This window comes from Pseudomonas gingeri (assembly GCF_013386115.1).
In the GTDB taxonomy this organism is placed as follows: Bacteria; Pseudomonadota; Gammaproteobacteria; order Pseudomonadales; family Pseudomonadaceae; genus Aquipseudomonas; species Aquipseudomonas gingeri.
Genome location: NZ_JACAOR010000001.1, coordinates 1,002,829 through 1,026,678 on the forward strand (window position 1 = coordinate 1,002,829; position 23,850 = coordinate 1,026,678).

The following is a 23,850-nucleotide window of genomic DNA, read 5'->3' on the forward strand; positions in this document are numbered from 1 at the left end:
GTGCGCATCGTTTGTGTTCGACTCGGACACTTGTGGGAGCTGGCTTGCCAGCGAAGAGGCCGGCACAGGCAACACTCCTGTCTCGGCTATTGCACCAGCTGGTTGATCTCGATGATCGGCAGCAATACCGCCATCACGATCACCAGCACCACCCCGCCCATCACCACGATCATCAGCGGTTCGAGCAGCGCGGTCATGCCCATGGCCCGCCGCTCGATGTCCCGCGACAGGGTCTGTGCCGCGCGTTCCAGCATCGGCGGCAACGAACCGGTTTTCTCGCCACTGGCAATCAGGTGGATCAATACCGGCGGAAAGACCTTCTCGACCTTCAGCGCCGCTGCCAGGTTCACCCCTTCCCTGACCCGCGCCGTGGCCTCGCTCACACTCAGGCTCAGGCGATCGTTCGACACCGTCTGCCGCGCCGCTTCCAATGCCCGCAGCAACGGCACCCCGGCACCGCCGAGAATCGCCAGGGTCGAGGCGAACCGGGCGGTATTGAGTCCCAGCACAAAACGCCCGATCAGCGGCAGGCGCAGGATCCGGCTGTGCCAGCCCAGACGTGCCGCGGGTTTGCGCAGGTACAGGCGCCAACCCCAGAAACCACCGGCCATGACGCTGAAACAGAGCCAGCCCCAGGCGCGGATGAAGTCACTGGCGTTGAGCATCACCAGGGTCAGCCCCGGCAGATCCTGGCGCGCCTGGGAAAACGCGCTGACCACCTGCGGCACCACATAGCTGAGCAGGAAGATCACGATGGCCACCGACACCAGCCCGACCACGCCCGGATAGATAAAGGCGGTGAGGATCTTGCCCCGCAGGTTGTTGCGTTCCTCGATGTAGTCGGCCAGTCGCTCCATGACCTGGGCCAGGTCGCCGGACTCCTCGCCCGCGGCTATCAGCGCCCGGTAGATCTCCGGAAAGTCCCTGGGGCGCTTGGCCAGGGCTTCGGCCAGGCGCATGCCGCCCCGGACATCGGCGCGCACCGCGCTCAGGGTCTGGGCGATATGCTTGCGTTCGGCCTGTTCCACCGTGGCGCTCAGCGCCGCCTCCAGTGGCAGGCTGGCACCCAGCAGGCTCGCCAGCTGGCGGGTGGCCCAGGCCAGGTCGTTGTCCGACAGCTTGGCGCTGAACAGACCGCCGCCCGCCCCGCCACTCTCGCCCCCGTCGGCCTTGACCGACAAGGCGGTCAGGCCGCGACTGCGCAGCACGCCCATCGCCGCACTCTGGCTGTCCGCCTCCAGATGGCCGGATTCGATCTTGCCGAGAGCGTCGGCGGCTTCGAAGCGATAGCGATTCATCAGGCGTCCCGTGTCACGCGAAGGATTTCTTCCGGCGCCGTGGCACCGCTGCGCACCCAGCGTTCACCGTCCTCGCGCATGCTCAGCATGCCGGCCGCGCGAGCGGCCAGGCGCAGGGCCTGTTCCCCGGCTCCCTGGTGGATCAGGGTGCGGACGTCATCGTCGATGCAGAACAGTTCGTGGATGCCGGTACGGCCGCTGTAGCCGGTGTGATTGCAGGCGCTGCAGCCCACCGGACGCCAGGTGCCCGGCGTGGCCGGGTCCTCCTCGCGACAGTGCTGGCACAGCCGTCGCACCAGCCGCTGGGCCAGTACCCCGAGCATCGACGACGCCAGCAGGAACGGCTCCACGCCCATGTCGATCAGGCGGTTGACCGCCGACACCGCGTCATTGGTGTGCAGCGTCGCCAGCACCAGGTGACCGGTGAGCGAGGCCTGCACGGCGATCTGCGCGGTTTCCAGGTCGCGGATCTCGCCGATCATGATGATGTCAGGGTCCTGGCGCAGGATCGCCCGCAGGGCCAGGGCAAAGGTCATGTCGATCTTGGCGTTGACCTGGATCTGGCTGATGCCCGGCAGGTCGTATTCCACCGGATCCTCGACGGTGAGAATATTGCTGGTACTGGCGTCGAGCCGGGCCAGCGCGGCATAGAGGCTGGTGGTCTTGCCGCTGCCCGTGGGACCGGTGACCAGGACGATGCCGTGGGGCTGGCGGATCAGGTGATCGAGCCGGGCCAGCACGTCGGGGTCCATGCCCAGGGTTTCCAGTTGCAGGCGCCCGGCCTGCTTGTCCAGCAGCCGCATCACCACCCGCTCGCCATGCCCGGTGGGCACGGTGGAGACGCGGATATCGATCGGACGCCCGGCCACCCGCAGGGCAATCCGACCGTCCTGGGGCAGGCGTTTTTCGGCGATGTCCAACTGCGCCATGATCTTGATCCGCGACACCAGCGCGCCATGCAGCGCCTTGCGTGGCGACACCACGTCGCGCAGCGTGCCGTCGACCCGGTAGCGCACCACCGAATGGGTCTCGAACGGCTCGATATGGATGTCGCTGGCCTCGTCCCGTGCCGCCTGGGTCAGCAAGGCATTGATCATGCGGATCACCGGCGCGCCGTCCTGGGTGTCCAGCAGGTCGGTGATTTCCGGGATGTCCTGCATCAGCCGGTCGAGGTCCACCTCGTTTTCCGCCGCGCCGACCACCGCCGCCGCGCTGCCGGTATCGGCGTAGGAGCTGGCGAGCAGGCCGTCGAGTTCTTCGTCGCGCACCCGCTCCAGGCGCGCCGGACCGAACTGGCGGCGCACCTCGCTGATGGCCCAGCCCGGCGTCGAGGGACAGGCACTCAGCACACCGTCGCACAACACCACCCGCTGCGCCTTGGCCCAGGCATACGGCAACGCACTCATGGTGAACACTCCCTTCGCGCCGCTTGCGCCCTACCTGTGGGAGCGGGCTTGCCCGCGAAGAGGACCTCGAGGACGCCAAAAGCTTCGCGGGCAAGCCCGCTCCCACAAGGGTTCATGGCTGCGACCTGTCATTGAGCGACACCGGCACCGCGCGGATCGGCGCCCGTGGCGTCTGTGGCACGGGCGACGGCTGCGAACCGGGGATCGCTTCGGCGGCATTCGGCAACTGCGGCGCCTGCATGTCCGGCATGGCCCAGTTGCGATCCGGCTGCAGGCTGCCCTGGGCGCGGCGGATAAAATCGTAGCGATTCAAGGTGATCGCCCGCCCGGCTGCACCATCGCGAATGATGTAGGGCCGCAGGAACACCATCAGGTTGGTCTTGTTGGTGGTACGTCGTTCGTGGCGAAACAGCGCGCCGATGCCGGGGATGTCCGACAGGAACGGCACGCCGTCGTTGCTCTGGGTGTAGCCGTCCTGCAACAGGCCGCCGAGGACCATGATCTGCCCGTCGTCGAGCAGGATGCTGGTGTCGATCGCGCGCTTGTTGGTCACGGTGCCGGCGGCCGTCGCGGTGGCGCGATCATCGACGCTGCTGACTTCCTGGTAGATATCCAGCTTGACCGTGCCGCCCTCGGAGATCTGCGGCCGGACATTGAGCTTGAGACCGACTTCCTCGCGCTGGATGGTCTGGAACGGGTTGTTGCTCGAGTTGCTGCCGTTGGTCACGTACTGGCCGCTGACAAAGGGAATGGTCTGGCCGACGAAGATGCTCGCCACTTCGTTGTCGAGGGTCAGCAGGTTCGGCGTTGACAGCACATTGGAGCCGCCCTTGCTTTTCAGGGCCTTGGCCAGCACCTTGAGGTCCATCACCCGGCCGATCCCGGGAATGTCCACGGCGCCGCGGACCACGCCGACACTCAGGCCCTGGGGCAAGGCATCGATGCTGTTCTTGGCGGTGGTGACCAGCCCGGTGCCGCCGAGGTTGACGCCACCGATCACACCGTTGCCACCGAGGTTGCCGCTCTGCCATTGCACGCCGAACTCATTGGCGTCGTCTTCGCTGACTTCGACGATCAGGCTTTCGATCACCACCTGGGCGCGACGCTGGTCGAGCAGGTCGATGACCTCGCGCAGGTTGCGGTACAACGGCTCCGGTGCGGAGATCAGCAAGGTGTTGGTGGTGGCATCGGCCTGGATGGTCACGCCACCGGCGGAAAACGCCACGTTCTGCTCGCCGGACGCCGTCGCGCCACCGGCCTGGCTGGCGCCGGAGCGGGCGCCCTGGCCGTAAACCGAGCCGCTGCTGGCGCTGGTGGCGGTGCTGCCCTGGGTGCTGCCATTGGCCTGGCTGCTGTTCTGGTTGTTCTGGCTGCTGCTGTTGCTCCCGCCACCGCTGAGCATCGCCCGGGTCGGGTCGCCCTGCCCTTCGCCGCTGTCGCTTTCACCGGTGAGCAGGCCGCGCAGGGCCTGGGCCAGCTTGCCGGCCTGGGCGTTGCGCAGGTAGACCACATGCAGGTTGCTCGGATTGCTCTGGGCATTGTCGAGCTTGTAGATCAGTTCCCGCACCAGTTGCGTACGCTCCGGGCTGCTGGCGCGGATGATGATCGAGTTGGAGCGCGGGTCGCCGAGCACGCTGATCTTCTGGGTCGGATCGTTGCCCTGGTTCTCCAGCAGCTCGGCGACCATGCTGGCGATATCGCTGGCGATGCCGTTCTGGATGGTCACCACATCGGTGTCGATGGCGCTCGGCGTATCGATGCTGGCGATCAGGCTCGCCACCCGTTGCAGGTTCTCCGCATAGTCGGTGATGACCACGGTGTTGTTGCCCGGATAGGCATTGATCGGGTTGTTCGGCGAAACGATCGGCCGCAGCACCGGGATCAGGTTGACCGCATTCTCGTATTGCAGGCGGAAGGTGCGGGTCAGCATGCCGTTTTCCGCCGGGCGATCGGCACTGTAGATCGGCCCACCCAGCAGCTTGGCGTCCGCTTCCGGCACCACCTGGCTGACACCGCCGACATCGACCACGCTGAAACCCTGCATGCGCAAGGCCGCCAGCAACATGTCATAGGCCCGGTGGGCCGGCACTTCGCCTTCGGAAACCAGGGTCAGGTTGCCCTTGACCCGCGGATCGACCAGAAACTGCCGCCCGGTGGAGCGCGACAAGGCGCGGACCACCGCCTGGATATCGGCGTCGACAAAATTCAGTTGCACGGGCTGGTCACCCAGGGGGTTGCTCGCCGGCAGGCTTTTACCGGCAGCACCCTTGCCTTTCCCCGTGGTGTTCAGCGGATGTTGCACGCGCCGTTGCTGTTCGACCTGGGCCTGGACCCGCTGCCGATCCGCCACGGCGTCGCCGCTCTTGACCGTCGAGCCCAGTGGCCGGCCCAGCTCGCTTTCCACCAGCAGCGGAGCCTGCGGTGTCGTGCCGCTGCTGCACGCCGTCAACGCCAGCAGCAACCACGGGGCCGCCGCTTGCCGGCAACGCAACCCATACAAAGAACCTGACCACTTCATGAAGCTTCCTTAGCGCCACGCGCCTGATCCATGCGAACGGTTCCGGACAATCGGCCGGCCGAGCCATCGGGTTCGGTCGTACCCGTGCGTTGCAGACGGGCCTCGACCACTTCCAGGGTGAAAGAACGGGGGTTGCCCAGCAGCCAGCCCACCAGCGCATCGGCCGGGGCGTCGTCGAAGGTCAGCAGCCAGCCTTCGGCACTGCCCTGCAATTGGTAATGCCCGGCCAGCCCGCTGGCTTCGAGGCTGGCGCGCAGGCCCGGCTCGACACCGTCGACGCCCGGCATCGCCAGGCCTTGCAGCAAGCTGTCGAGGGTCTGGGCCTGAGTGCGCAGCCTGGGAGTTTCCAGCGCCCAGAAATCGATTTTCTTCAGCGGCGGCTGGATCAGTACCAGCCAGACGAACAGCGCCGAAACACCGAGGGCCATACCGCTGACCAGGCGTTTTTCCCGCAACGCCAGGCCGCTCCAGTACGCCTGTGCCTGACTTGCCAGGACCTGCCAGCGGGCCCGGTACCGGTTCAACCAGGGGTTACTCATTTTCCGCCTCCGCCACCGGTTGTATCGGTTCGGCCTGGACCCTGAGGGTCCAGCCTTCGGGCGCCGGCGTGGCCAGCACGCCAGCCTGGACCAGCGTGGCCTGCCAGGTACCGCCGTTGCCCGGCTTGCGCATGTCCGACAGGGTATCGAGGTGCAGTTCACCGTTGTCGAACACCAGGCTTTGCACGCCACCGACCATGAACGGCATCGCCAGGCCGGCCTGCTGGACCAGTCGGGAGAAATCGCTGTCGCCGTCACCGGCCGTCTGCCGCTGGGTCAGTTGCTGACGGGCCTGCTGCAGGGGATTGAGCACCATCGGCAGCGCCGGAAAGGCCTGCTTGACCCGCTGTACCATCCACGACTTGAGCTGCTGGCCCTGCTCGACCTGCCGCGCCGCATAGAGGTTCAAGCCCACCGCCCAGACCACCACGGCCAGCGCGCAGCAGGCCAGCGCCCGGCCCCAGTGACCGCCTTCGGCTCCCGGCTGACGCAACGCACCGTGCAAGCCCCAGGTCGGTGTCGGGCCGCTCCAGCGCCGATTGGCGGGCAATACCTGGACCAGGGCATGGCTCAGCGGCGGCTCGCCCAGCCAGTGCAGCACTTCGCCCCGTCCGAGCAGTTGCGCCAGCGCCTGATCGATATCCGGATGCACCTCGGCCCGGTCGGTGCCCAGGCGGATCAGCAGGTGTTCATCCAGGGCCTCCACCACCGGCTCGCCGGCAATCACCGGCAGGCAACCGGCGGCCGGATACAGGCCGCGCAGCTTGATCCCGGCCTGTCGCAACAACGCGCCGAAGCGTTCCAGCGCAGCACGTTGCAGCCAGGCGATCTGGACCTGGCCCTCGGTGTCCCGTGGGCCATGGACGATATGCATCGACTCGCAGCCGCCGAGGATCAACGCCTGGGCAGCGCAGTCGACCGCTGCGCGAACCTTCGCCGGCGCCAGGACCGGCAGTTCGAGACTGGCCAGCAGGCTGTCCCGTGGATGCAGGTAACACTCCACGGCCAGGCCTTTATGCGCCTGGGCCAGGCGCGCCAGGCTGGCCTGGCCGGTTGCTTCGACCTGGCCCTGGCGATCCAGCCGGGCAAAGGCCAGCGGACTGTCGAGGTCCAGGCTGTCCAGGGGCGACAGCGCCACGCGTAGCAACGTCATACGCCCACCCGCGACCAGATCACCTGGGGCATCTGCTCCTGGCTGCGGTGCAACAGCGCCGCCAGGCTGACGCGACGCCGCTCGCCACGCGATTGCCCGGTGAGCAGGAACCAGTCGCTGGTGATCCCGACCTTGATATCGGTGACGATCAATTGCGGCATGCGCAGGCGATTGACGAAGTCGCCGCGGTTGATGAACCACTGCCCCGCATCGCGCTCGTTGATCAGGCCCCGGGCACGTTGCGGTGACAGTCCCGGGACCTGGGACGCCAGCACCTCGGCGGTCGCGGTATTGCCGTTGACCCAGGTGTTGGCCGGCAGGATGGTCACATGGGGCGCGAGCAAGGCCAGGGTCTGCTCATCCACACCCTCGACGCTCCTGAGGTCCTGCAGGCTGCGCAGCATCGGCCGGGTCGCCGGCAGTGGCTTGAGGGCGGCTCCGGGCGAGGTCAGCCGGCCACTGTCGAAACTGCCGCGCACGGTCGTCGCCGGCACGCGGTCGGGGTCCGACACCCGTGGATAGGAGGCAATCACCCGCTGGGCGATACGCTGGCCTACCGCCGCCTTGACGCCGAGCAACTCGCACAGGCGGGCAAAGCCCTGCATCTGTTCGGCGTCGACCCGCTCGTCCTGCACCAGGTTGCGCAGGTTGAACTTGCCCTGCTCGTCCTCCAGGCGGCCGTCGAACTGGCCGCCACGCTCGCCCGACGGCGAGGCGACGAAGGGTTGGGCCCAGGCTTGCGCCAGATGGGTCAACGGATCGCGCTGGCGGGCTTCCCACAACAATTGGCGACTGAGCTCAAGGCCGCCGCGCAACTGCCAGGAGCCCTGGACCCGCAGTTGCTCGGCCTCCAGGCCACGGGTAAAGACCGTCTCGCGAGTGAGCATGCCGCCGGCGATCACCGCCACCACGGCGGCGATCAGCAAGGCGCTGATGATCGCCATGCCCTGTTGCTTCGCCGCTGTCAGCGAATAGGCGTTCATGGCTGGCGCTACAGTTGCCAGGAGCCGATATCGGCATTGACCCCGTCACCGTCCGGCTTGCCGTCGGCACCCAGGGAAAACACGTCGACTTCGCCATTGGCGCCAGGATTGAGGTACTGGTAAGGACGCCCCCACGGATCGTTGGGCAGGCGCTCCAGGTAGGAGCGCCAGTTGCTGTCCTTGGCGTTCGCCGGACGCTCGGCGAGGATCTTCAGGCCCTGGTTCTGGCTCGGATAGCCGCCGTGATCGAGGCGATAGAGCTTGAGCGCCTGCATCAATCCGCCGATGTCCTGCCTGGCCGCGGTGGCCCGGGCCTGGTCGGGACGATCGAGGACCTTGGGTACCACCATGGCGGCGAGAATCCCGAGGATCACCACCACCACCATGATCTCGATCAGCGTGAATCCCTGTTGTGCCCGACGAGTGCTGGAACGGGAATTGATGCGCGCGATATCCATCTCGACAATCCTTGGCTTGATTCGATTCGCGGCGGATTGTTGCAAGAAGATATGTCACTGGTATTGAAAATCCTCGGGTGAACAGGGCCTTGGTTTGAAGATCGTTCCCCCGCGCTGCGTGGGCATGCGGCCCGTGACGTTGCACGTCACGAGAGCGGACGCGGAGCGTCCAGCGAAGCGTTCCCACGCAGAGCATGGGAACGATCTGGTAGAGTCCGCTACCGCCTGAAAAGCTCGGGAGCTTTGGTCAGCAAGCGGTCAAACAAGCGCGCTAGGCTCCTGCCTCGGTTTCCCGTTCCGAGACGCCCATGCAACGCCCTCCCCGCCAACGCGGCTTTACCCTGATCGAAGTGCTGGTGGCCCTGGCAATCATTGCCGTGGCGATGGCCGCGGCGATCCGCGTGGCTGGTCTGATGACCCAGAGCAACGGTCTGTTGCGCGACCGTTCCATGGCCCTGCTGGCGGCACAGAGTCGCCTGGCCGAGCTACGCCTGGAGGGCCGCCTGCCCCTTGGGCGCAAATCCTTTGAATGCGATCAGGGCCGCATGGCCCTGCGCTGCGACCAGACCATCGGGCCGGGGGGCGGTCCGCGGCTGTTCAGGGTCGAGATCCTGGTGCTCGATCGACGCCACGAGGCGCCGCCGCTGGCGCGGCTGGAGACCCTGTTGAGCCCGCCGCCGGCGGTGTCGGACCTCAGGGTCGGGTCAGTTTCGGCAGGAACGGCGCCTCGCTGAGACGGGTCACGGTCAGGTGCAGTTTTTCCGTGCCACGCTCGATCAGAATGCCATCGCCCTCGATTGCCAGCAGCTTCACCCCCTGCCCCAGGCGCTCGCCGGCCAGAAAGCTGCGGGGCGGACCGTCGTTCAGGCTGAGAATCGCCACCGCGCCGCGCACGCCGGCCATCACTCCGGAAACCTTGATATCGAGCTGCGCCGGCTGATTGGAAAACCACTGCAGCGCCGGATTGTCACTGCGCACGACCGCGCCCGGCGACTGGCCCTCGGGCACCTGGGACACGGCCGGGGTCAGCAGCAGCGTCGACCAGACCACCGCGCCCGCCAGGGCCGCGAGCAGGCCCACCGACTGGACAATCTGGGGCTGGGAAAAGCGCGGGGTCCATTGCATCGTCGAGGCTCCTTTTTCGTGGGTGATCCGAAACCTTTTCAGCCTAACAGGCAATTCTCACGTTTTTATTTCACACGCCCATCATCTTTGCCGCGCAGCATGCAAGGAGACTCAAGGAGCCTTGTCGAATGGATGCCCCATACCCTGCCCAGGCGGGTTTTACCCTGATCGAACTGATGGTCGTGCTGGTGATCATCGGCATCGCCAGCGCGGCCATCAGCCTGAGCATCAAGCCCGATCCGCTGCAATTGCTGCGCAAGGACGCCGAGCGCCTGGCCCAGGCCCTGCAGGTGGCCCAGGCCGAAGCCCGCGCCGATGGCCGGCCAATCCGCTGGCTGAGCGACGCCAGGGGCTATCGCTTCAGTCGCGCGGATATCCAGGGCGGCCTCGAACAATTCAACGGCGACCCGCAACTGCGCCCGACCCGCTGGCAAAGCACACCGATGCAGGTGCAACTCGACCGTGGCAAGAGCCTGGTGCTGGACGCCGAATGGATCGCACCACCGCTACGTGTCTCGCTTTCCGACGGCCAGCACAGCATCGGCGTGGTGCGCGCTGCCAATGGCGAGATTCGCGTGCAATGAAGCGCCAGGCCGGCTTTACCCTGATCGAAGTGATGATCGCGATCATGCTCATGGCGGTGGTCAGCATCATTGCCTGGCGTGGCCTGGACAGCGTCAATCGCGCCGACGAACACCTCAAGGCCAGCGCCGGACAGACCCGTCAACTGCTCGCGGCGCTGGGCCAACTGGAGCGCGACGTGGCCTTGCGTGCCGGTATCGAACTGGTGGAACCGCCGATTGCCGACAAGGAGCCGCCACCGTCGCAGGCCCCCGCTGCCCTGACGGTGCGCAGCCCGGAGGGCAAGGGCTTTCGCCTCGACCTGATTCGCACGGCCGCGGAACAGGACGGCAGCCTGCAACGGGTGCGCTGGTGGTTGCAGGGCGGCACGCTGTATCGCGCGGTGGCGCCTGCCCGTACGCGCTTCCCGTTGCCGGCGCCCAAGGACGGCGTGGCGGTACTGGAGCAGGTGACGTCGATGGAACTGCGGGTGTGGCAGCCCGGCAAGGGCTGGCGGCGACTGACCGGCACTCAGCAGGACAATCCGACGGGACTGGAGATCAGCCTGGTGCGCAATACACCGCAAGGGCTGGAGCGCTATCGGCAGGTGCTGGGGCCGCTGGAGTGAACTCGGGAATGGGTGGCAAACCTTGAGAGCCCTTTCGCGGGCAAGCCCGCTCCCACAAGGGAACACGGGTGAATCAGGAATTTTCAGGGGGGGCTGAGGGCCTCTTCGCAGGCGAGCCCCCGCAATGGGAGTTTTAACCGTGGGAGCGGGCTTGCCCGCGAAAAGGCCCAACAGGCACTACAACAACACTAGCTGAGCAACACCACCCCGCCCGGCAATTCGGTGCACTTGGCACCGTAGGCATCGCGGATCAGCAAGGCCACGCCCGCCAGTTGATCGAGACTGAAACGCGCCTGCACCTTGCGCTTGCCCAGCTCGCTGTTGAGCAACACCAGCATGCCCGGTCGGTAGCGGTTGATCTCGCTGATCACGCTGGCCAGGGTAGCGTCGTTGAACACCAGCATCTTGTTGCGCCAGGCGATCACCGCCGACGGATCGGCATTCTGCAGCTCGCCGACCTGATGGGCGTCGTACACCAGTTGGCGACCGCTCTCCAGACGGAACCGGCGCCCCTGCACGTCGACCGTCAACAGGCCTTCGATACAGGTGACGCAGACGCTCTGGTCGAGATTGCGCAGGTTGAACCGCGCCCGTTCCGCCGTCAGCAGGCCGCTGCCGGCCTGGACCTTGACCGGCGCCTGGGTCCGCGCCAGCACTTCCACTTCACCGCTGACCAGTTCGATCTGCGAGTCACCGTTGACCGAAGGCAGGCGATTGATCCGGGTCTGGGTATTGAGCTCCAGGCTGATGCCATCGGCCAGGTCGACCCGCCGTTGCTCGCCGACCTCAGTGGTGTAGTCGGCGCCCAGGCCGGAGAAACCGCCCGGCACCGTGGCGCGCACCAGGAAAAAAGCCGCCGACGCGGCAATCGCCCCGCCGAGAAACGCCCGGCGCCCGAAATGTCGGGCCCGCGGCGGATGCTGCAACTGTTCGAGGGCCGGCTTGAGGGACTGCCACAACACCTTGGCCTGTTCAAAGGCCCGGGCATGCTCGGGGCTTTGTTCGCACCATTGGCGCAGGGCGCGCGCATCGGCGCCGGTGGCCTGGCCGGAGGTCAGAAGAATCAGCCAATCCTGGGCTTCGCTCTGCAATCGGGCGGTCTGGCCGCCCGGCAATTCGGTGATGGAAGTCGTGTTCAAGCGCACAGGTACTCACGAAGATTTCGCTGATGTATTACTAAGACGGTTTTCCCGCCCCGGGACCGAACCGCTGAATCACTTTTCTTTCCAGGCGGGCCGCGCAATGGCCCAGCGCGGCCTTCAACTCCTTCTCGACCATGCGCGTGGAGATGCCGAAACGCTGGGAGATCTCCAGGTGCGGCGCCTCTTCCAGGCGGGCGGCGATAAAGATCCGCCGGCGCCGCGGGGGCAATTCATACAAGGCCTTGAGCAGCGACTGGATTTCCTTCTGGCCCCCCACCACCCGCTCCGGGTCGAGGGCTTCGTCGCTGAGCTGCAACAGTTCCTCCACTTCCTCGCCGGTCAGCAACCGGGCATCGGCCTGGCGCCGGTCCGCGGCGATATTCAGGGCCATGCGGTACAAATAGGCATTGGGTTGGGTCAGGTTCAGCGGTGCCTCCATGCGGTCGACCCGCAGGTAGGTTTCATGCAGGACGTCATTGGCCAGATCCTCCGAACCCAGGCGGCGCCGCAGGCGCACCTTGAAGTCGTCGTAGGAGGTCAGGAACAACCGGACCATCGGACTGTGCCCGATATTCTTCATACTCCGGCGGCTCCTTTGCGTTCTGTGCAATCCATGCTTGTTCCTGCTGAATCCGGCATTAAAAGTAGGGTCACGGGCTGGCGCAGCGACGACGGTGCCGGACGCTCTACCCGGACCGTGCGCAAGCGCTCCACCAGCGCCCCGTCGCGCTGAACATCTCCGGTCGAACTGACCAGGCGGCTGTGCTGCAACTCGCCGCCCTGGCCGATCCACACCTGCAACACCGCCCGGTAGGTCCCCGGCCGGGTCAACGGCAAGGCACACAGCGCCTGCTCAATCGCCAGCTGGATCGCCCGGGCATAACTGCTGGCCAGTGCCGCTCCCTTGCTGCCGCCAGGATCCCGGGGCGACGGTACATCGCTGACCTGCGCCACCTGCAAGGTAAAGGCATCGGCCCGGGCATAACGCGCCATCAGCCCGCTGCCGGTGAGCAACAGGCTCAAGGCCTCGCTGGCGCGATAACGCCCGTGAACCGCCAGCGAACGCCGTGCGCGGGTCAGGTCGCGATCCACCAGCACTGCCATCCCGGTCTGGCGACTGAAGGAATCCAGTGCGCCAGCCAGGTCCTGGGCGGCAATATCCAGTTCGACGCGGGCCTGGGGATCGACCATGAGCGGCTCGGCGGCCAGGCAGGCGGACAACCCGCCACCGACCAGCCAGGCCAGGACGACGGTCACCAGGCTCAAGCGAAAAAACGACAGACGCATGGCCACGGATCGAAGTCCCTGCACTGCTGACGTGTCCCTCAAAACCGCTATCCTGATGGCTGTTTATGAACCTGTTGTTACGGCGTCTCGGGTGGCCGTTGCGGTTTGCCGATATCCGAAGCACGGCAAAGTGCCGAGGTTACTGCCCCTGCCGATGCCTGGTGGATGTATCGTCAATTTTGTCCCTTGATTTCAAATCGATGAACCGCAACCAGATAGGCCAGGTTTTCGACTGGATGGGTTTCAAATCTGAAGTGGCCCGCCAGGTACAATTCTGGCGCGCGATTGACCAGTACGAACTCGCCACTCTTGACGGGGTAGGTCTTGATTGCACCTTCATTATTCGGTTGCGTTGCGTAGAGGACGTTTTTTATTTTTTCGCTGGGAAGGGGGTAGGTGCCCGACGGCAGGTCCGCTTCAGACAGGGTGAATTCCAGTTTACGCCTACCCGTACCCGCGTCACCGATATCCACCAGTACGCGAGTGCCGCCCGATACGACTGTGCCCCGATACATTGACGTGGTCTCAAAATCCAGGCTGATGCCCAAGGAGGTGAGCGTACCGACCAGTTCCCCGGTGGTTGCCTGCGGTGTATTCGCCGCGCTTTCTCCCGTTTCAAAATCCTCGATGTCTGCCATGTGGGTTCACCCTTGCGTTTAAATCGTGAAAATGCGGATTTTCAGTCCTGGCTGATGTGCAGGGGAAACAGCCCACGACTTTGCACGTCGGACCGATAAATCAGTCTCTACCTACCTGGAGAGTGATGCCTACTGTCAGAAATGACAGTTCGAAGGACCTTTGATCGGAAACCGGCCGTGGAGCCGGTGTCATCGGCAGGGCCTGGACAGGCTATCTGGCATTCGGCTACTGCAAAAAAACCATCACCCAACCGGCGCGGCCTTTGCACTAGACTCAGGGCTCCAGGACCCCACTTCGGGGTCGGCCAGGAGGGCCTTATGAAGTACCTGTCGAGTTATGCCTGCATCCTTCTGCTCGCCGCCGGTGTGTCCGGCCCGGGCCAGGCCGCGGAAGCCACGCCGGTCGGCTGCGTCGAAGTCAGTGTCGGTGGCTACAAGGCGCCGGACTACAACTGCCTGAGTCAGCAGATGAGCAGCCCGGAGAGTGCCGAAGCCAATCAGAAAAACCAGGAAGCCCTGAAAGCCGGCATCAGCAAAAAAGCGCCGAACCAGGTCGGCCTGGCCACCCCGGCGGCGACCAGTATCCGCATGGGCAATACCTTCGGTACCTCGGTAAAGCCACAACGGCCGCCATCGGGGCAGTAGGCCCGGCGGCCTGATCAGGCGGCCTGCAGCGCCCACTGCCGGGCCACGACCGCCAGCTCTGCCTTGGCCCGCTCCAGGGCTTCAAGACGAGCCTCGGCATCGGAAAACTGCAATGGCTGCGCGTCGACGAACTGCGGGTCCCGCACGCCGATAAAGGCAAACGCCGCCTTCAGCGCCGGGGTCAGCGCATCCATCCAGGCCATGGGATTGCCCGGCCGCAGGTCGGCGCCGCGACTGGTCAGGAACAGCACCTTCTGCCGGGTCAACTGGCCGACGATGCCTTCCGGGGTATTCAGGTAGGTCAGTTCGGTACGGGTGATGCTGTCGATAAAGGCCTTGAAGGTCGAAGGCATCGACCAGTTGTACATCGGCATCGCGAACAGACAGGCATCGGCCGCCATGACCCGCTTGCACAGGGCATCGGAGGACGCCAGCGTCTGCTTCATCGCCTCCGTGCGAGCCTGCGGATGGGTATAGGTCGCCACCGCGAATGCCTCGGTGACATGGGGCGGGGTTTCGACGCTCAGGTCCAGGTAATCGACTTCCAGCTCGACCCCCAGCTCGCGCAACTGCTCGATAAAATGCCGGGACAACGCCCGGGAGTTGGACCATTCACCTTTCGCGCTGGCGTCGACGTGCATCAGTTTCATTGCAGATAACCTCTTTGGTACAGATGTAAGAGAAGAAGGTGGCTTCAGACCGCCAGCGGTTGGCGAAACGCCACGGCCAGGCGGTTCCAGCAATTGATCGCGGCAATCGCCATGCTCAGGTCCACCAGTTCGCGCTCGCTGAACTGCAGGCGGGCCTGGGCATACAACTCGTCACTGACCGGATCGTGGGCCAGCAGGGTCAGGGCCTCGCTCCAGGCCAGCGCGGCCTGCTCGCGGGCGCTGTACAGCGGCGAGTCGCGCCAGGCCGATATGCCGTACAGGCGCCGTTCGCTCTCGCCCCCGCCGCGGGCCTCCTGGCTGTGCAGATCGGCGCAGAACGCGCAATGGTTGAGTTGCGAGACCCGCAGCTTCACCAGGTCCAGCAGCGGCTTTTCGATGGACAGGCCGAAGGTGGCCTCTTCCAGCAACAGCAACCCCTTGAGAGCCTGGGGTGACGCGGTATAGAAATCCAGGCGTGGCTCCAAGGCGCGACTCCCTCGTGGTTCATTGACGTGATTCAGTGACGCCCAGCCTAAGGCCCGGACGCCAAATGACGGATAGCCAATCCCGGCTTTTTTGCGGAGGCCAACTGCGCCCCCGGATTGGCCCGTGGGATTTGCCGGGAATTGGCTATAGGTCCGGCCGGCCCCGCGCCCTACTCTTTGTCGACACCGCCCTGCCGTCGGGTCGGCCGTCACACAGGAGAATCCAGAATGCCCGCTCACGTGATCAACATTGTCCGGTTCAAGGCGGTCCCGGGGCATAGCGAAGCGCTCGGACAGCAGTTGAACGCCCTGGTCGAAACACTGCGCTCCGCACCCGGCTGCCTGGACTATTCGGTGGTGTGCGGCGCTGAGGCGGGCGACTGGACCGTGACCGGGCACTGGCACTCTCCCGCGGCGCTGCAAGCGCATTTCCAGTTGCCGGCGTTGCAGGGCTTTATCGACCTGCTGGGCGGCCTGGCTTGCGGCATCGATTTCCAGCACTGAGCTCTTGATTTCCGAGTGCCTGATTTCCGAGCGCTCAGGTCATGAGCGCTCCAGCATTCACTTCCCACGCGAGAACACATCATGAAAACCCTGAAGTTCGTCACCTCGACCCTGATCGCCGCGACCCTGCTCGCCAGCACCGGCGCCTTTGCCCATGAAGCCGGTTCCAGTCAGGAAAAGATCACCGTGCTGCAGGAACACCCGCTGCTCAATGCGCCGGGCAAGAAAGCCATGATGCTGACGGTCGACTACCTGCCGGGACAGTCCTCGATTGCCCACAAGCACCAGGGCACGGCCATGGCCTATGTGCTGGAAGGCGAGATCACCTCCCAGGTCAAGGGTGAACAGGCGATCACCTACAAGGCCGGGCAATCCTGGTACGAACCGGCCGGCTCCGAACACCTGGTATCGAAGAACGCCAGCGACAAGAAGCCCGCCAGGTTGCTGGTGTTCATGTTCATGGACGAGAAGGACGCGGTGCTGATTCCGCTGAATCAGTAAGGAACCTGATTCACGCTCCCGACCACTCACCGATACGCAAGCGGCATTTCTACAGGCTCTGACCTCGTTCCGATGAGCCTTCCAGATCCGCTTGCGTGACGGGTATCTCACCACTGCGATAACAAGGGAGCACACATATGTCGTTATCCGTAAACGGAGGATCTGCGTTCATTCCGCAGAACCTCACGCCACACGAACATTCCGCAACGGCTGGCCACAACGGACAGAACAACCTTGCCGCCTCCTTGCTGTTCGGCAGTGGCAACGGTGGTGCGGTGAACTTTGCCCCGCCCTCGTCGCGAATCGAGGGCACACATGACGCCTCACACGCCTCGGCAGCCCATAACCGCTCGGTGCAATCGCCCGGCAACGAGGGCGAAGCCGGTGGCATGGACGAAGTCATCAAGCTGCTGCAGTCCCTGTTGCAAGCCTTGATGAAAATGATGGGCGGTAGCAACGCGGACGATAGCGACAGCGACTCGGACAAAGCCGGGGGCGCTGCCGGAGCCGGCAACAGCCGTCCATCAGGCAGCGGCGCTTCGCCCGCGCCGCAGAACCTCGCGGCTCAACCCGGCAACAGCCCGCAGAAAGCGCAAGGTGCCGACGGCGCCGCCAGTACGGCCGATGTCGGCAACGCCCCCAAAGGCATGCCCCAGAGCCTCTGGAAAGATTGCGTGGAGTCCGGCAAGAAATTCGGTGTCGACCCCTACGTACTGGCGGCGCAGTCGAAGCAGGAAAGCAACTTCGGCAAGGATCTTTCCGGCCCCAGCGGCGGCGACGGCGTCATGCAGGTGGAACCGAGCACACGGGCCGCCTACGCCAGCCAGTTCCAGGAAAAGACCGGGCACGCCTACAACCATGGCAGCCAGTCGGATCAGGTGGCAATGGCCGCGCTGATCATGGGCAGCAAAGGTGGCGACACGACCTCCCAACTGCAGAAGTACAACGGCGGTGATAACTGGAAGCCGGGCGCGACGGACTCCTATGGCCGGGTGATCAAGGCCGACGAGTACGCCGCCAGTGTAGAAAAGATTGCCCAGCAGTTGCGCAACAACGTAGCTTGAGGATACCCGCCGTCCCATAGGTCCTGCCGGCATTTCGAGCCCGTTGAAGTGCCGGCGTGGCGCTACGCCCGGGACGCGATCCGTGGCTGCAGCAGCATGCCCGTGTAATGGATCAGGAACAGCGCGAACGACAGGCTCCAGAGCGCTGCGGCGATCCCCAGGCCGAGATCGAGGAACGGCACCAGGACAATGCGGCACAGCGCCCCCAGTTGCAACGCGGCAAATGCCCAGCCCAGCGCCCTGGGCGGCTGCAGGGCACGTCCGGTATGCCCCAGGCTGACCCGGGCGATCATCGCCAGGATCATCCCACCGATACCGCCAACCGCCAGGCCATGACTGACCAGGCTCTGTTGCACCAGCCACCCCAGATGCCAGGCGGCCATGCCCAGCGTGGCCATCAACAGCCAGCCATAGGCCAGGTACAGCGACCAGAGCAGCGGCACCCGCCAGAGTCCGCGATCATGCCAGCGCCACAGGCGCAGGCCATGCAACCCGGCCAACGGCAGGTAGAGCGCCGCCAACCATGAATGGGCAGACTCGCCGAGACCACAGGCCGTCAACAAGGCCACCAGCAACGTGCCGAGCAACAGCACCTTGTCCTCATGGGCCAGGGCCACGAACGGCACGCTGCTACCGAGCCCGCGCTGGATGAAGAACGGTATGACCCGCCCGCCGATCACGCTCATAAGGGCGGCAACCAACCATATTCCGGCCAGTACCCCACGACGCTGCAAGCCGTCGTCCTGCTCCACGATGCCCCACAGCGTCAGTCCCTGACAGACAGCCAACAAGCCCAGCACCGCGACAATGGGATAGTTGTTGCGCTTCTTCGCCGCCAGCAACTGCTGCCCGAGCAACCAGGCCAGCGTGGGCAGGAACGGCAGTTGCAGGGCAATCACCCAGGTACCGGGCAGCGGCAGCCACCAGGCGATACGCGCCAATGACCAGAGCGCGAACAAGCCGATCAACGGCCAGCCATGGGTACCAGGGCCTCCGGTCCAGTTGGGCACGGCGGTCAGCAGAAAGCCCGCAATCAGCGCGCCGGTGAAGCCGAACGGCATCTCGTGCCGGTGCCAGGCCAGTCCGCCGGCGAACGGCTGCCAGTTGCCGAAACCGCCGTACAGCCAGACACCCCAGCCCGCCAGGGCGATACAGGCGAACAGCGCCCCACCGAGAAAGAATGGTCGAAAGCCCAGGCTCCAGAGCGGTAGCGACTTCATGCAATTTGCAGCCGCTGGCCGGCAAGACCCAACTGGCGCTGGGCGAGCAGGCGCATCACATAGCCGATCTTCAACAGGGTCGGGCCGAGAATCACCATCGCGTGCATCGACACCAGCACCGGCAGGCCGAGATGACCGTCGTAGAGGTAGGCACCATAGATGCCCAGGCTTAACAGGAGCAGCCCGAGGACAAGGATACGAGTGGACAGGTGCAGGACATTCAGCGGGGATTCGAGAAAGGCGAACATGACATGGCACTCCCGGTGCAGTTCAGTGACACCTGAACTGCATCACGAATCGTGCCAGTCATATAATCAATTAAAATCAAACAGTTAGAGGCATACAAGTCAATTTGACCACAACCGAAGAGTAGTCATAAAGACACGAAAAGAGGTCACTATGACTCTACCCCATTCAACCGCCGCCACCGAATCCGGCGATTACAAGCGACCCTGCCGCTTGTCCTCGGCCAGCTTGAGCAGCGGTGGCGCGGTGTACAGGTTTTCCGGCTGGAGCCGTTCCCAGAGGCCGCCCTTGCCCAAAGCCCTGCCCGCCTGATCTTCGCGCTGGAGCCATTGCTCGACGCTCTTGATGCGGTTGGGATGGATTTCATCCAGCAGCGCGTAGTCGCGCTCGACGATTCCATGCTTCCAGACATTCCAGAAGCCGGTGAAGTTGTCGCGGAAACTCATGGTGCTTTTGTCGTTGGGATCGGCGTTGTAACCGGCAGGCAACTGGGCGGCCATCTTCAGCGGACCGTTCCAGTAGGTTTCCAGCTCCGTGTCGATGTAGCGCGCCGGATGCCCGGTGACCTTCTCGAACGCCGCGGCCAGGGCGTGATAGTCGACATGTTCGATGGCAACCTCCAGGTTCATGCCGTTCGCCTGCTGCTGATTGTCGAACAACCAGCGGGCGTAATACCCGCAGTCCTCGAGTGCTACATGGGGTATGGCACCGGTGCCGAGCGGCACCCGCCAGGTCACCACACCGTCTTCTACCGAAGGCGTCATGGGTGTCATCGCCGAGATCGCCATTTCCATGTAGGGCCCCGTGGTGAACACGGCCGCCCCCATCCGGTCCCTGTTGACCTGGTTCTGGAACAGGATCCACTCACCGATTCGCCCCTTGCCGTCGTAGTGACCGGTCCGGAACCTGGAGTCATAACCGGCCTTCTTGAGCGCGTAGTCGAGATTGCCGTAGACGAAGAAGCGGACGCCTTCTTCGATGGCGATCTCATAGCTGCGGATGGCCCAGTAGATCTCGGTCTTCTCGCCGGTGTTGAACCCGTCGATGTTGATATAGGCGCCGTCGCACCCGCGAAAGCCTTCCCGCAGGGTGGCCTCATCGGCAAACGTGCCCTCGAGGATCGAAACATTACCCAGCGCGAGCAAGGCCTTGGCCCGACGCGAGTTGGCATCGCGACTGAGGGCCCGGACGGTGTATTTACCGTCGGCGACCAGGGCACGGATGACGGGCAAGCCCTGGGCACCGGTACCGCCGACAACAAAGATCCTGGAAGGGGTTTGGGAAGGCATCGATATCTCCTTGAACATGACGAAAAGGGGCATCCGGGCATTCGCGGCGAGGGTTTCATCGGTAACGGCCCAAGTCGATCTTATAATAAGAGTTACTAGGTGAACAAGCACCCTTTCTGCTCGAAGAAACTCGAACACGATCCACGTCCTGGGCCGGCATGCCTGTGTCGGCACCGCGAATCAGTTAGACTCTTATGAAGAGAGTGATGCACCGAACCTCCCCTGCCCCCCGAGGAAATGACTTATGCGTTCGAAAGGTTTCGACGGAATGGTATGTCCGATCGCCGGCGTGATGGCCGCGATCGGTGATCGCTGGGGCCTGCTCATCCTGCGCGATCTGGTTCTCGGTCTCAGCCGCTATGACGACTTTCGCCAGTCATCCGGCGTGACCAACGCGACGCTCAGCGACCGCCTCAAGCACCTTGAGGCTCACGATCTGGTCGAGCGGCAGCGTTACCAGACGAATCCCGAGCGCTTCGAATATCTGCTGACCGCAAAGGGCCGGCAGATCGCCGTGATCCTGCCGATACTCGCGCAGATCGGCGATCGCCTGGGAGTCTCGGGCGCTTCGACACCGCCGCTGAAGGTCGTGAATCGAAAGACCGGGGGCGATGTGGGGTGGAGTTTCATCGACCAGGATACCGGCGAGCCCATCAGCCCCAGGGACCTGGCTATCGAGGCAGGCCCGGGAGCGGACGAACTGATCCGCTGGAGGCTGTCCCATGCCGAACGCCGCCACAAGGTCGACGACACGGTCGCCTCGCCAAGCGTTTGACCCGTGGAGCCCGGCCGGTTTCCGACCGGCGGCCTTTTGAACTGTCATTTCTGACAGTAGCCCTTGCGCGGGAACGGGAAGAAGCTGGGCTTCTCGGCTCGAAGCAGAAAAAACACTTCGCCGTTCTTCAGACATGAGCCGGGCATCAACATCATCAATATTTCAATTGAAGGGTGAAACGACATGTCTGACTTCCAGAACGCCAAGCACAAAAAGGGCTCCGCCAAGGCAGAAGGCGTCATGATCGGGGTGATCGAAAATCTGTTTGTAAGCGACGAAAAGAACTTTGTCGCTGACGATGTCTTTCGCGACACGCAAGGCACACGCATCCTCGGCGTCATGCTGGAGGGGGGTGTCCGGCACTCGGTAAGCTTCACACTCGGCAACGGACAACTGCCACCGGGTGAGTATGAGTTTCCCGGCGACGAAGTGGATCACATCTACTACATGATGGTGCAGCCAGGTTTTCCCGAGCTGATCTACCGGGCCGAACGCGCCAGATTGACCATCAGGGAAAACGACTCGAGGCCCTACATCTCGGGCGACTTGATCTTCGATACCGAAACGGTTGATTCCTTTCATTATCAGGTAAGGATCAACAATTTCGAAATCACCGGGTAACTCCGAAAGCCCGGTAATACAGCTGTCGCAAAACGCAACCTTGCGCCATGCCTGTCGGCATACCAGGCAAAATCGCCGCCAGCAGAGCCTGGCACTCTGCTGGCGGCGATTTCGATCAGCCGATAACGCGCGACTTTTTCACGGCATCCCCAGCCAGTGCGGCAGGGCCAGCGAGATGATCGGCACGTAGGTCACCAGGATCAGGAACGCCAGCAGGATCATCAGCCACGGCAGCGCCGCGCGGATGGTCTGGCCGAGGGTCAGGCCGGTCACCGCCGAGGTCACGAACAGGTTCAGGCCCACCGGTGGATGCACCAGGCCGATCTCCATGTTGACCACCATGACGATGCCCAGGTGGATCGGGTCGATGCCCAGCTTCATGGCGATCGGGAAGAAGATCGGCGCAAGGATCAGCACGATGGCCGACGGCTCCATGAAGCTGCCCGCCACCAGCAGCACGACGTTGACCATCAGCAGGAAGCCGATGGGCGTCAGGCCTTCGGAGATCACCCAGTTGGTGATCTGTTGCGGGATCTGCTCGGTGGTCAGCACGTGGGCGAAGAGGATCGCGTTGGCGATGATGAACATCAGCATGATCGCCAGGCGACCGGATTCCATCAGCACCTTCGGGCAATCGCGGATCTTCATGTCCTTGTAGATGAACAGCGCGACAAACGCCGAATACACCGCCGCCACTGCCGCCGCTTCGGTCGGGGTGAACAGGCCGCTGTAGATCCCGCCCAGGATGATCACCAGCAACAGCAGGCCCCAGAACGCCCGGCGCGCCGCCGACAGCCATTCACGGAAGGTCGCCCGCGGTTGCGCCGGCAGCTTCTTGATGCGCGCGACGATATAGATCGCGACCATCAGCATCAGGCCCAGCAGCAGCCCGGGAATCACCCCGGCCATGAACAGCTTGCCCACCGAGGTTTCGGTCGCCGCCGAGTACACCACCATCACGATCGACGGCGGAATCAGGATACCCAGGGTGCCGGCGTTGCAGATGATCCCGGCGCCGAATTCCTTCGGGTAACCGGAACGCACCATGCCCGCCACGGCAATCGACCCCACTGCCGCCACGGTCGCCGGCGACGAACCGGACAAGGCCGCGAACAGCATGCACGCCAGCACCGCGGCAATCGCCAGGCCGCCGCGAATATGCCCGACGCAGGCGTTGGCAAAATCGATCAGGCGCTTGGCCACGCCGCCGGTGGTCATGAAGGCCCCCGACAGCAGGAAGAACGGAATCGCCAGGAAGGTGTAGGCGTCGGAGGTCTCGAACAGCTTGATCGCCAGGGAACTGAGGGAGTCCTGGCTGAAGATCAGGATCGATACCGCCCCGGACAGGCCCAGGGAAATCGCGATGGGCACCCCGAGGAACATGAAGGTGAACAACAGCAGGAACAGACAGAGTACGGCCATCAGTGCTGCTCCTTGTGCTCACCGGCAAGCTTGCTGGCTTCGCCGGCTTCATCGGCCAGGCCGAGGCCGCTCTGGCGACGGGTAAAGATGCGATAGAAGATTTCCAGGTAGCGGATCAGCACCAGGGCAAAGCCGATGGGCACGATCACCACGATGTAGCCGACCTTGACCCCGAACTGATCGAGGTCCTCGGCGCCGATACCGGCAGTGAGGACCGCGCTCAGCCACTTGTAGCTGGCCACCATGAACAACCCGGCGTAAGCCAGGCAGCAGGTGCAGGCCAGCAGCGCCAGGTAGCGTTGCACCGGGCGTGGGGTGAGCTTGACCAGCGCGTCCACGCCGAGGTGGCCGGCGGTGCGCACGCCATAGGAGATACCGAAGAAGATCAGCCAGCCGAACATGGCCTTGGTCAGCGCCACGCTCCAGGTCATGTCCTGGGCCACGGTCATGGTCGCGTCGCCCAGGGTGTTGAAGAAGCCGCTGCTCCAGGCCCAGCGGTCGGCCAGGCTGAAGAACAGGGTGTAGACGTTGTTGGCCATCACGTAGACGAAGGTCACCAACGTCATGGCGGCCAGGAGAAAGGCGATCAGGCCTTCCTCGAAATGTTCCCAGATGCGTCGCAAGGATTGCGCTTGCATGGACAGGACTCCGCGAGAGAGAAAAGGAGGTACCGGGGCGTGGGCCACGATGCC

28 protein-coding genes are annotated in these 23,850 nt (G+C 64.3%); 9 read left to right on the forward strand and 19 right to left on the reverse strand.

What is annotated here, in order from left to right; translation table 11 throughout:
• Positions 1-86 precede the first annotated feature (86 nt).
• The 7 genes from gspF to gspG form a co-directional block, all read right to left on the reverse strand.
• A complete protein-coding gene (gene gspF, locus HX881_RS04260) occupies positions 87-1,298 on the reverse strand; it encodes a type II secretion system inner membrane protein GspF (protein ID WP_103032685.1) in 1,212 nt (403 codons plus the stop codon).
• The gene (gspE, locus tag HX881_RS04265; RefSeq protein WP_017126000.1) at positions 1,298-2,704 is read right to left on the reverse strand and encodes a type II secretion system ATPase GspE; all 1,407 of its coding nucleotides are present in this window, start codon (positions 2,702-2,704) and stop codon (positions 1,298-1,300) included. The genes gspF and gspE overlap by 1 nt, the downstream gene beginning before the upstream one ends.
• A gap of 112 nt (positions 2,705-2,816) precedes the next feature.
• On the reverse strand, positions 2,817-5,222 hold the full coding sequence (gene gspD, locus HX881_RS04270) for a type II secretion system secretin GspD (RefSeq protein WP_177083029.1): 2,406 nt from the start codon (positions 5,220-5,222) through the stop codon (positions 2,817-2,819).
• A complete protein-coding gene (gene gspM, locus HX881_RS04275) occupies positions 5,219-5,761 on the reverse strand; it encodes a type II secretion system protein GspM (protein ID WP_177083031.1) in 543 nt (180 codons plus the stop codon). Before gspM ends, gspD begins: the two co-directional genes overlap by 4 nt.
• Positions 5,754-6,914, reverse strand: coding sequence for a type II secretion system protein GspL (gene gspL / locus HX881_RS04280; RefSeq protein ID WP_177083033.1), 1,161 nt, complete (start codon positions 6,912-6,914; stop codon positions 5,754-5,756). Before gspL ends, gspM begins: the two co-directional genes overlap by 8 nt.
• Positions 6,911-7,897 carry a type II secretion system minor pseudopilin GspK gene (gspK, locus tag HX881_RS04285; protein ID WP_177083035.1) on the reverse strand — a complete coding sequence of 329 codons (987 nt, stop codon included), beginning with the start codon at positions 7,895-7,897 and terminating at the stop codon, positions 6,911-6,913. The genes gspL and gspK overlap by 4 nt, the downstream gene beginning before the upstream one ends.
• Before the next feature lie 8 nt (positions 7,898-7,905).
• Entirely contained in the window at positions 7,906-8,355 is a 450-nt protein-coding gene (gene gspG, locus HX881_RS04290; protein ID WP_017126005.1) for a type II secretion system major pseudopilin GspG, read from the reverse strand.
• 308 nt (positions 8,356-8,663) lie between these two features.
• On the opposite strand from gspG, the gene gspI reads away from it, so the two are divergent.
• Positions 8,664-9,089: a type II secretion system minor pseudopilin GspI gene (gene gspI / locus HX881_RS04295; RefSeq protein WP_017126006.1), complete on the forward strand. Its 426-nt coding sequence runs from the start codon at positions 8,664-8,666 to the stop codon at positions 9,087-9,089.
• Here gspI and HX881_RS04300 read toward each other — a convergent pair.
• Positions 9,049-9,480 (reverse strand): general secretion pathway protein GspC, encoded by a 432-nt coding sequence (locus HX881_RS04300; protein ID WP_177083037.1) that lies wholly within the window; start codon positions 9,478-9,480, stop codon positions 9,049-9,051. The two genes, gspI and HX881_RS04300, sit on opposite strands and share 41 nt — an antisense overlap.
• A gap of 128 nt (positions 9,481-9,608) precedes the next feature.
• On the opposite strand from HX881_RS04300, the gene gspH reads away from it, so the two are divergent.
• On the forward strand, positions 9,609-10,064 hold the full coding sequence (gene gspH, locus HX881_RS04305; protein ID WP_177083039.1) for a type II secretion system minor pseudopilin GspH: 456 nt from the start codon (positions 9,609-9,611) through the stop codon (positions 10,062-10,064).
• Positions 10,061-10,669 (forward strand): prepilin-type N-terminal cleavage/methylation domain-containing protein, encoded by a 609-nt coding sequence (locus HX881_RS04310; protein ID WP_017126009.1) that lies wholly within the window; start codon positions 10,061-10,063, stop codon positions 10,667-10,669. The genes gspH and HX881_RS04310 overlap by 4 nt, the downstream gene beginning before the upstream one ends.
• 188 nt (positions 10,670-10,857) lie before the next feature.
• Here HX881_RS04310 and HX881_RS04315 read toward each other — a convergent pair whose 3' ends face one another.
• The 4 genes from HX881_RS04315 to HX881_RS04330 form a co-directional block, all read right to left on the reverse strand.
• Positions 10,858-11,808 (reverse strand): FecR family protein, encoded by a 951-nt coding sequence (locus tag HX881_RS04315; RefSeq protein ID WP_177083041.1) that lies wholly within the window; start codon positions 11,806-11,808, stop codon positions 10,858-10,860.
• 37 nt (positions 11,809-11,845) lie between these two features.
• On the reverse strand, positions 11,846-12,391 hold the full coding sequence (locus tag HX881_RS04320) for a sigma-70 family RNA polymerase sigma factor (RefSeq protein WP_103032684.1): 546 nt from the start codon (positions 12,389-12,391) through the stop codon (positions 11,846-11,848).
• On the reverse strand, positions 12,388-13,098 hold the full coding sequence (locus HX881_RS04325; protein ID WP_244861735.1) for a TonB-dependent outer membrane receptor: 711 nt from the start codon (positions 13,096-13,098) through the stop codon (positions 12,388-12,390). Before HX881_RS04325 ends, HX881_RS04320 begins: the two co-directional genes overlap by 4 nt.
• 173 nt (positions 13,099-13,271) lie before the next feature.
• Positions 13,272-13,736 carry a hypothetical protein gene (locus tag HX881_RS04330; protein WP_177083051.1) on the reverse strand — a complete coding sequence of 155 codons (465 nt, stop codon included), beginning with the start codon at positions 13,734-13,736 and terminating at the stop codon, positions 13,272-13,274.
• A gap of 318 nt (positions 13,737-14,054) precedes the next feature.
• Between HX881_RS04330 and HX881_RS04335 the strand changes: the two genes are divergently transcribed.
• Positions 14,055-14,381, forward strand: a complete 327-nt coding sequence (locus HX881_RS04335; RefSeq protein ID WP_177083053.1) for a hypothetical protein — start codon at positions 14,055-14,057, stop codon at positions 14,379-14,381.
• A 14-nt stretch (positions 14,382-14,395) separates the two neighbouring features.
• On the opposite strand, the gene HX881_RS04340 is transcribed toward HX881_RS04335, so the two are convergent.
• Both HX881_RS04340 and HX881_RS04345 read right to left on the reverse strand, forming a co-directional pair.
• Positions 14,396-15,031 carry an FMN-dependent NADH-azoreductase gene (locus tag HX881_RS04340; RefSeq protein ID WP_017126015.1) on the reverse strand — a complete coding sequence of 212 codons (636 nt, stop codon included), beginning with the start codon at positions 15,029-15,031 and terminating at the stop codon, positions 14,396-14,398.
• A 44-nt stretch (positions 15,032-15,075) separates the two neighbouring features.
• Positions 15,076-15,516: a carboxymuconolactone decarboxylase family protein gene (locus tag HX881_RS04345; protein WP_103032683.1), complete on the reverse strand. Its 441-nt coding sequence runs from the start codon at positions 15,514-15,516 to the stop codon at positions 15,076-15,078.
• Between the two features lie 228 nt (positions 15,517-15,744).
• Between HX881_RS04345 and HX881_RS04350 the strand changes: the two genes are divergently transcribed.
• The 3 genes from HX881_RS04350 (at position 15,745) to HX881_RS04360 (ending at position 17,585) form a co-directional block, all read left to right on the forward strand.
• Positions 15,745-16,020 carry a putative quinol monooxygenase gene (locus HX881_RS04350; protein WP_017126017.1) on the forward strand — a complete coding sequence of 92 codons (276 nt, stop codon included), beginning with the start codon at positions 15,745-15,747 and terminating at the stop codon, positions 16,018-16,020.
• Between the two features lie 81 nt (positions 16,021-16,101).
• Entirely contained in the window at positions 16,102-16,521 is a 420-nt protein-coding gene (locus tag HX881_RS04355; RefSeq protein ID WP_017126018.1) for a cupin domain-containing protein, read from the forward strand.
• A gap of 137 nt (positions 16,522-16,658) precedes the next feature.
• Positions 16,659-17,585 carry a transglycosylase SLT domain-containing protein gene (locus HX881_RS04360; RefSeq protein WP_083875316.1) on the forward strand — a complete coding sequence of 309 codons (927 nt, stop codon included), beginning with the start codon at positions 16,659-16,661 and terminating at the stop codon, positions 17,583-17,585.
• A gap of 62 nt (positions 17,586-17,647) precedes the next feature.
• Here HX881_RS04360 and HX881_RS04365 read toward each other — a convergent pair whose 3' ends face one another.
• The 3 genes from HX881_RS04365 to HX881_RS04375 form a co-directional block, all read right to left on the reverse strand.
• On the reverse strand, positions 17,648-18,805 hold the full coding sequence (locus tag HX881_RS04365; RefSeq protein WP_177083055.1) for an NnrS family protein: 1,158 nt from the start codon (positions 18,803-18,805) through the stop codon (positions 17,648-17,650).
• Positions 18,802-19,053, reverse strand: a complete 252-nt coding sequence (locus HX881_RS04370; RefSeq protein WP_017126021.1) for a hypothetical protein — start codon at positions 19,051-19,053, stop codon at positions 18,802-18,804. The genes HX881_RS04365 and HX881_RS04370 overlap by 4 nt, the downstream gene beginning before the upstream one ends.
• Positions 19,054-19,245: 192 nt before the next feature.
• Complete coding sequence (locus HX881_RS04375) at positions 19,246-20,340, reverse strand: NmrA family NAD(P)-binding protein (protein ID WP_017126022.1); 1,095 nt, start codon at positions 20,338-20,340, stop codon at positions 19,246-19,248.
• A 244-nt stretch (positions 20,341-20,584) separates the two neighbouring features.
• Between HX881_RS04375 and HX881_RS04380 the strand changes: the two genes are divergently transcribed.
• Positions 20,585-21,115, forward strand: coding sequence for a winged helix-turn-helix transcriptional regulator (locus HX881_RS04380; RefSeq protein WP_103032682.1), 531 nt, complete (start codon positions 20,585-20,587; stop codon positions 21,113-21,115).
• Positions 21,116-21,298: 183 nt separating this feature from the next.
• Entirely contained in the window at positions 21,299-21,736 is a 438-nt protein-coding gene (locus HX881_RS04385; protein WP_017126025.1) for a hypothetical protein, read from the forward strand.
• A gap of 138 nt (positions 21,737-21,874) precedes the next feature.
• On the opposite strand, the gene dctM is transcribed toward HX881_RS04385, so the two are convergent.
• The gene (gene dctM, locus HX881_RS04390; RefSeq protein WP_017126026.1) at positions 21,875-23,158 is read right to left on the reverse strand and encodes a C4-dicarboxylate TRAP transporter large permease protein DctM; all 1,284 of its coding nucleotides are present in this window, start codon (positions 23,156-23,158) and stop codon (positions 21,875-21,877) included.
• Positions 23,158-23,796, reverse strand: coding sequence for a TRAP transporter small permease (locus HX881_RS04395; RefSeq protein ID WP_017126027.1), 639 nt, complete (start codon positions 23,794-23,796; stop codon positions 23,158-23,160). Before HX881_RS04395 ends, dctM begins: the two co-directional genes overlap by 1 nt.
• Positions 23,797-23,850: the final 54 nt, after the last annotated feature.

What these genes read in the sequence shown, in the direction of transcription:
- gspF (WP_103032685.1), bottom strand. Translation starts at nt 1,298, where the DNA reads ATGAATCGCTATCGCTTCGAAGCCGCCGACGCTCTCGGCAAGATCGAA.
- HX881_RS04300 (WP_177083037.1), bottom strand. Translation starts at nt 9,480, where the DNA reads ATGCAATGGACCCCGCGCTTTTCCCAGCCCCAGATTGTCCAGTCGGTG.
- HX881_RS04370 (WP_017126021.1), bottom strand. Translation starts at nt 19,053, where the DNA reads ATGTTCGCCTTTCTCGAATCCCCGCTGAATGTCCTGCACCTGTCCACT.
- HX881_RS04310 (WP_017126009.1), top strand. Translation starts at nt 10,061, where the DNA reads ATGAAGCGCCAGGCCGGCTTTACCCTGATCGAAGTGATGATCGCGATC.
- gspM (WP_177083031.1), bottom strand. Translation starts at nt 5,761, where the DNA reads ATGAGTAACCCCTGGTTGAACCGGTACCGGGCCCGCTGGCAGGTCCTG.
- dctM (WP_017126026.1), bottom strand. Translation starts at nt 23,158, where the DNA reads ATGGCCGTACTCTGTCTGTTCCTGCTGTTGTTCACCTTCATGTTCCTC.
- HX881_RS04325 (WP_244861735.1), bottom strand. Translation starts at nt 13,098, where the DNA reads ATGCGTCTGTCGTTTTTTCGCTTGAGCCTGGTGACCGTCGTCCTGGCC.
- HX881_RS04320 (WP_103032684.1), bottom strand. Translation starts at nt 12,391, where the DNA reads ATGAAGAATATCGGGCACAGTCCGATGGTCCGGTTGTTCCTGACCTCC.
- HX881_RS04395 (WP_017126027.1), bottom strand. Translation starts at nt 23,796, where the DNA reads ATGCAAGCGCAATCCTTGCGACGCATCTGGGAACATTTCGAGGAAGGC.
- gspI (WP_017126006.1), top strand. Translation starts at nt 8,664, where the DNA reads ATGCAACGCCCTCCCCGCCAACGCGGCTTTACCCTGATCGAAGTGCTG.
- HX881_RS04350 (WP_017126017.1), top strand. Translation starts at nt 15,745, where the DNA reads ATGCCCGCTCACGTGATCAACATTGTCCGGTTCAAGGCGGTCCCGGGG.
- gspH (WP_177083039.1), top strand. Translation starts at nt 9,609, where the DNA reads ATGGATGCCCCATACCCTGCCCAGGCGGGTTTTACCCTGATCGAACTG.
- HX881_RS04380 (WP_103032682.1), top strand. Translation starts at nt 20,585, where the DNA reads ATGCGTTCGAAAGGTTTCGACGGAATGGTATGTCCGATCGCCGGCGTG.
- HX881_RS04330 (WP_177083051.1), bottom strand. Translation starts at nt 13,736, where the DNA reads ATGGCAGACATCGAGGATTTTGAAACGGGAGAAAGCGCGGCGAATACA.
- HX881_RS04335 (WP_177083053.1), top strand. Translation starts at nt 14,055, where the DNA reads ATGAAGTACCTGTCGAGTTATGCCTGCATCCTTCTGCTCGCCGCCGGT.
- HX881_RS04365 (WP_177083055.1), bottom strand. Translation starts at nt 18,805, where the DNA reads ATGAAGTCGCTACCGCTCTGGAGCCTGGGCTTTCGACCATTCTTTCTC.
- gspK (WP_177083035.1), bottom strand. Translation starts at nt 7,897, where the DNA reads ATGAACGCCTATTCGCTGACAGCGGCGAAGCAACAGGGCATGGCGATC.
- gspE (WP_017126000.1), bottom strand. Translation starts at nt 2,704, where the DNA reads ATGAGTGCGTTGCCGTATGCCTGGGCCAAGGCGCAGCGGGTGGTGTTG.
- HX881_RS04360 (WP_083875316.1), top strand. Translation starts at nt 16,659, where the DNA reads ATGTCGTTATCCGTAAACGGAGGATCTGCGTTCATTCCGCAGAACCTC.
- HX881_RS04340 (WP_017126015.1), bottom strand. Translation starts at nt 15,031, where the DNA reads ATGAAACTGATGCACGTCGACGCCAGCGCGAAAGGTGAATGGTCCAAC.
- HX881_RS04355 (WP_017126018.1), top strand. Translation starts at nt 16,102, where the DNA reads ATGAAAACCCTGAAGTTCGTCACCTCGACCCTGATCGCCGCGACCCTG.
- gspG (WP_017126005.1), bottom strand. Translation starts at nt 8,355, where the DNA reads ATGGATATCGCGCGCATCAATTCCCGTTCCAGCACTCGTCGGGCACAA.
- gspD (WP_177083029.1), bottom strand. Translation starts at nt 5,222, where the DNA reads ATGAAGTGGTCAGGTTCTTTGTATGGGTTGCGTTGCCGGCAAGCGGCG.
- gspL (WP_177083033.1), bottom strand. Translation starts at nt 6,914, where the DNA reads ATGACGTTGCTACGCGTGGCGCTGTCGCCCCTGGACAGCCTGGACCTC.
- HX881_RS04375 (WP_017126022.1), bottom strand. Translation starts at nt 20,340, where the DNA reads ATGCCTTCCCAAACCCCTTCCAGGATCTTTGTTGTCGGCGGTACCGGT.
- HX881_RS04385 (WP_017126025.1), top strand. Translation starts at nt 21,299, where the DNA reads ATGTCTGACTTCCAGAACGCCAAGCACAAAAAGGGCTCCGCCAAGGCA.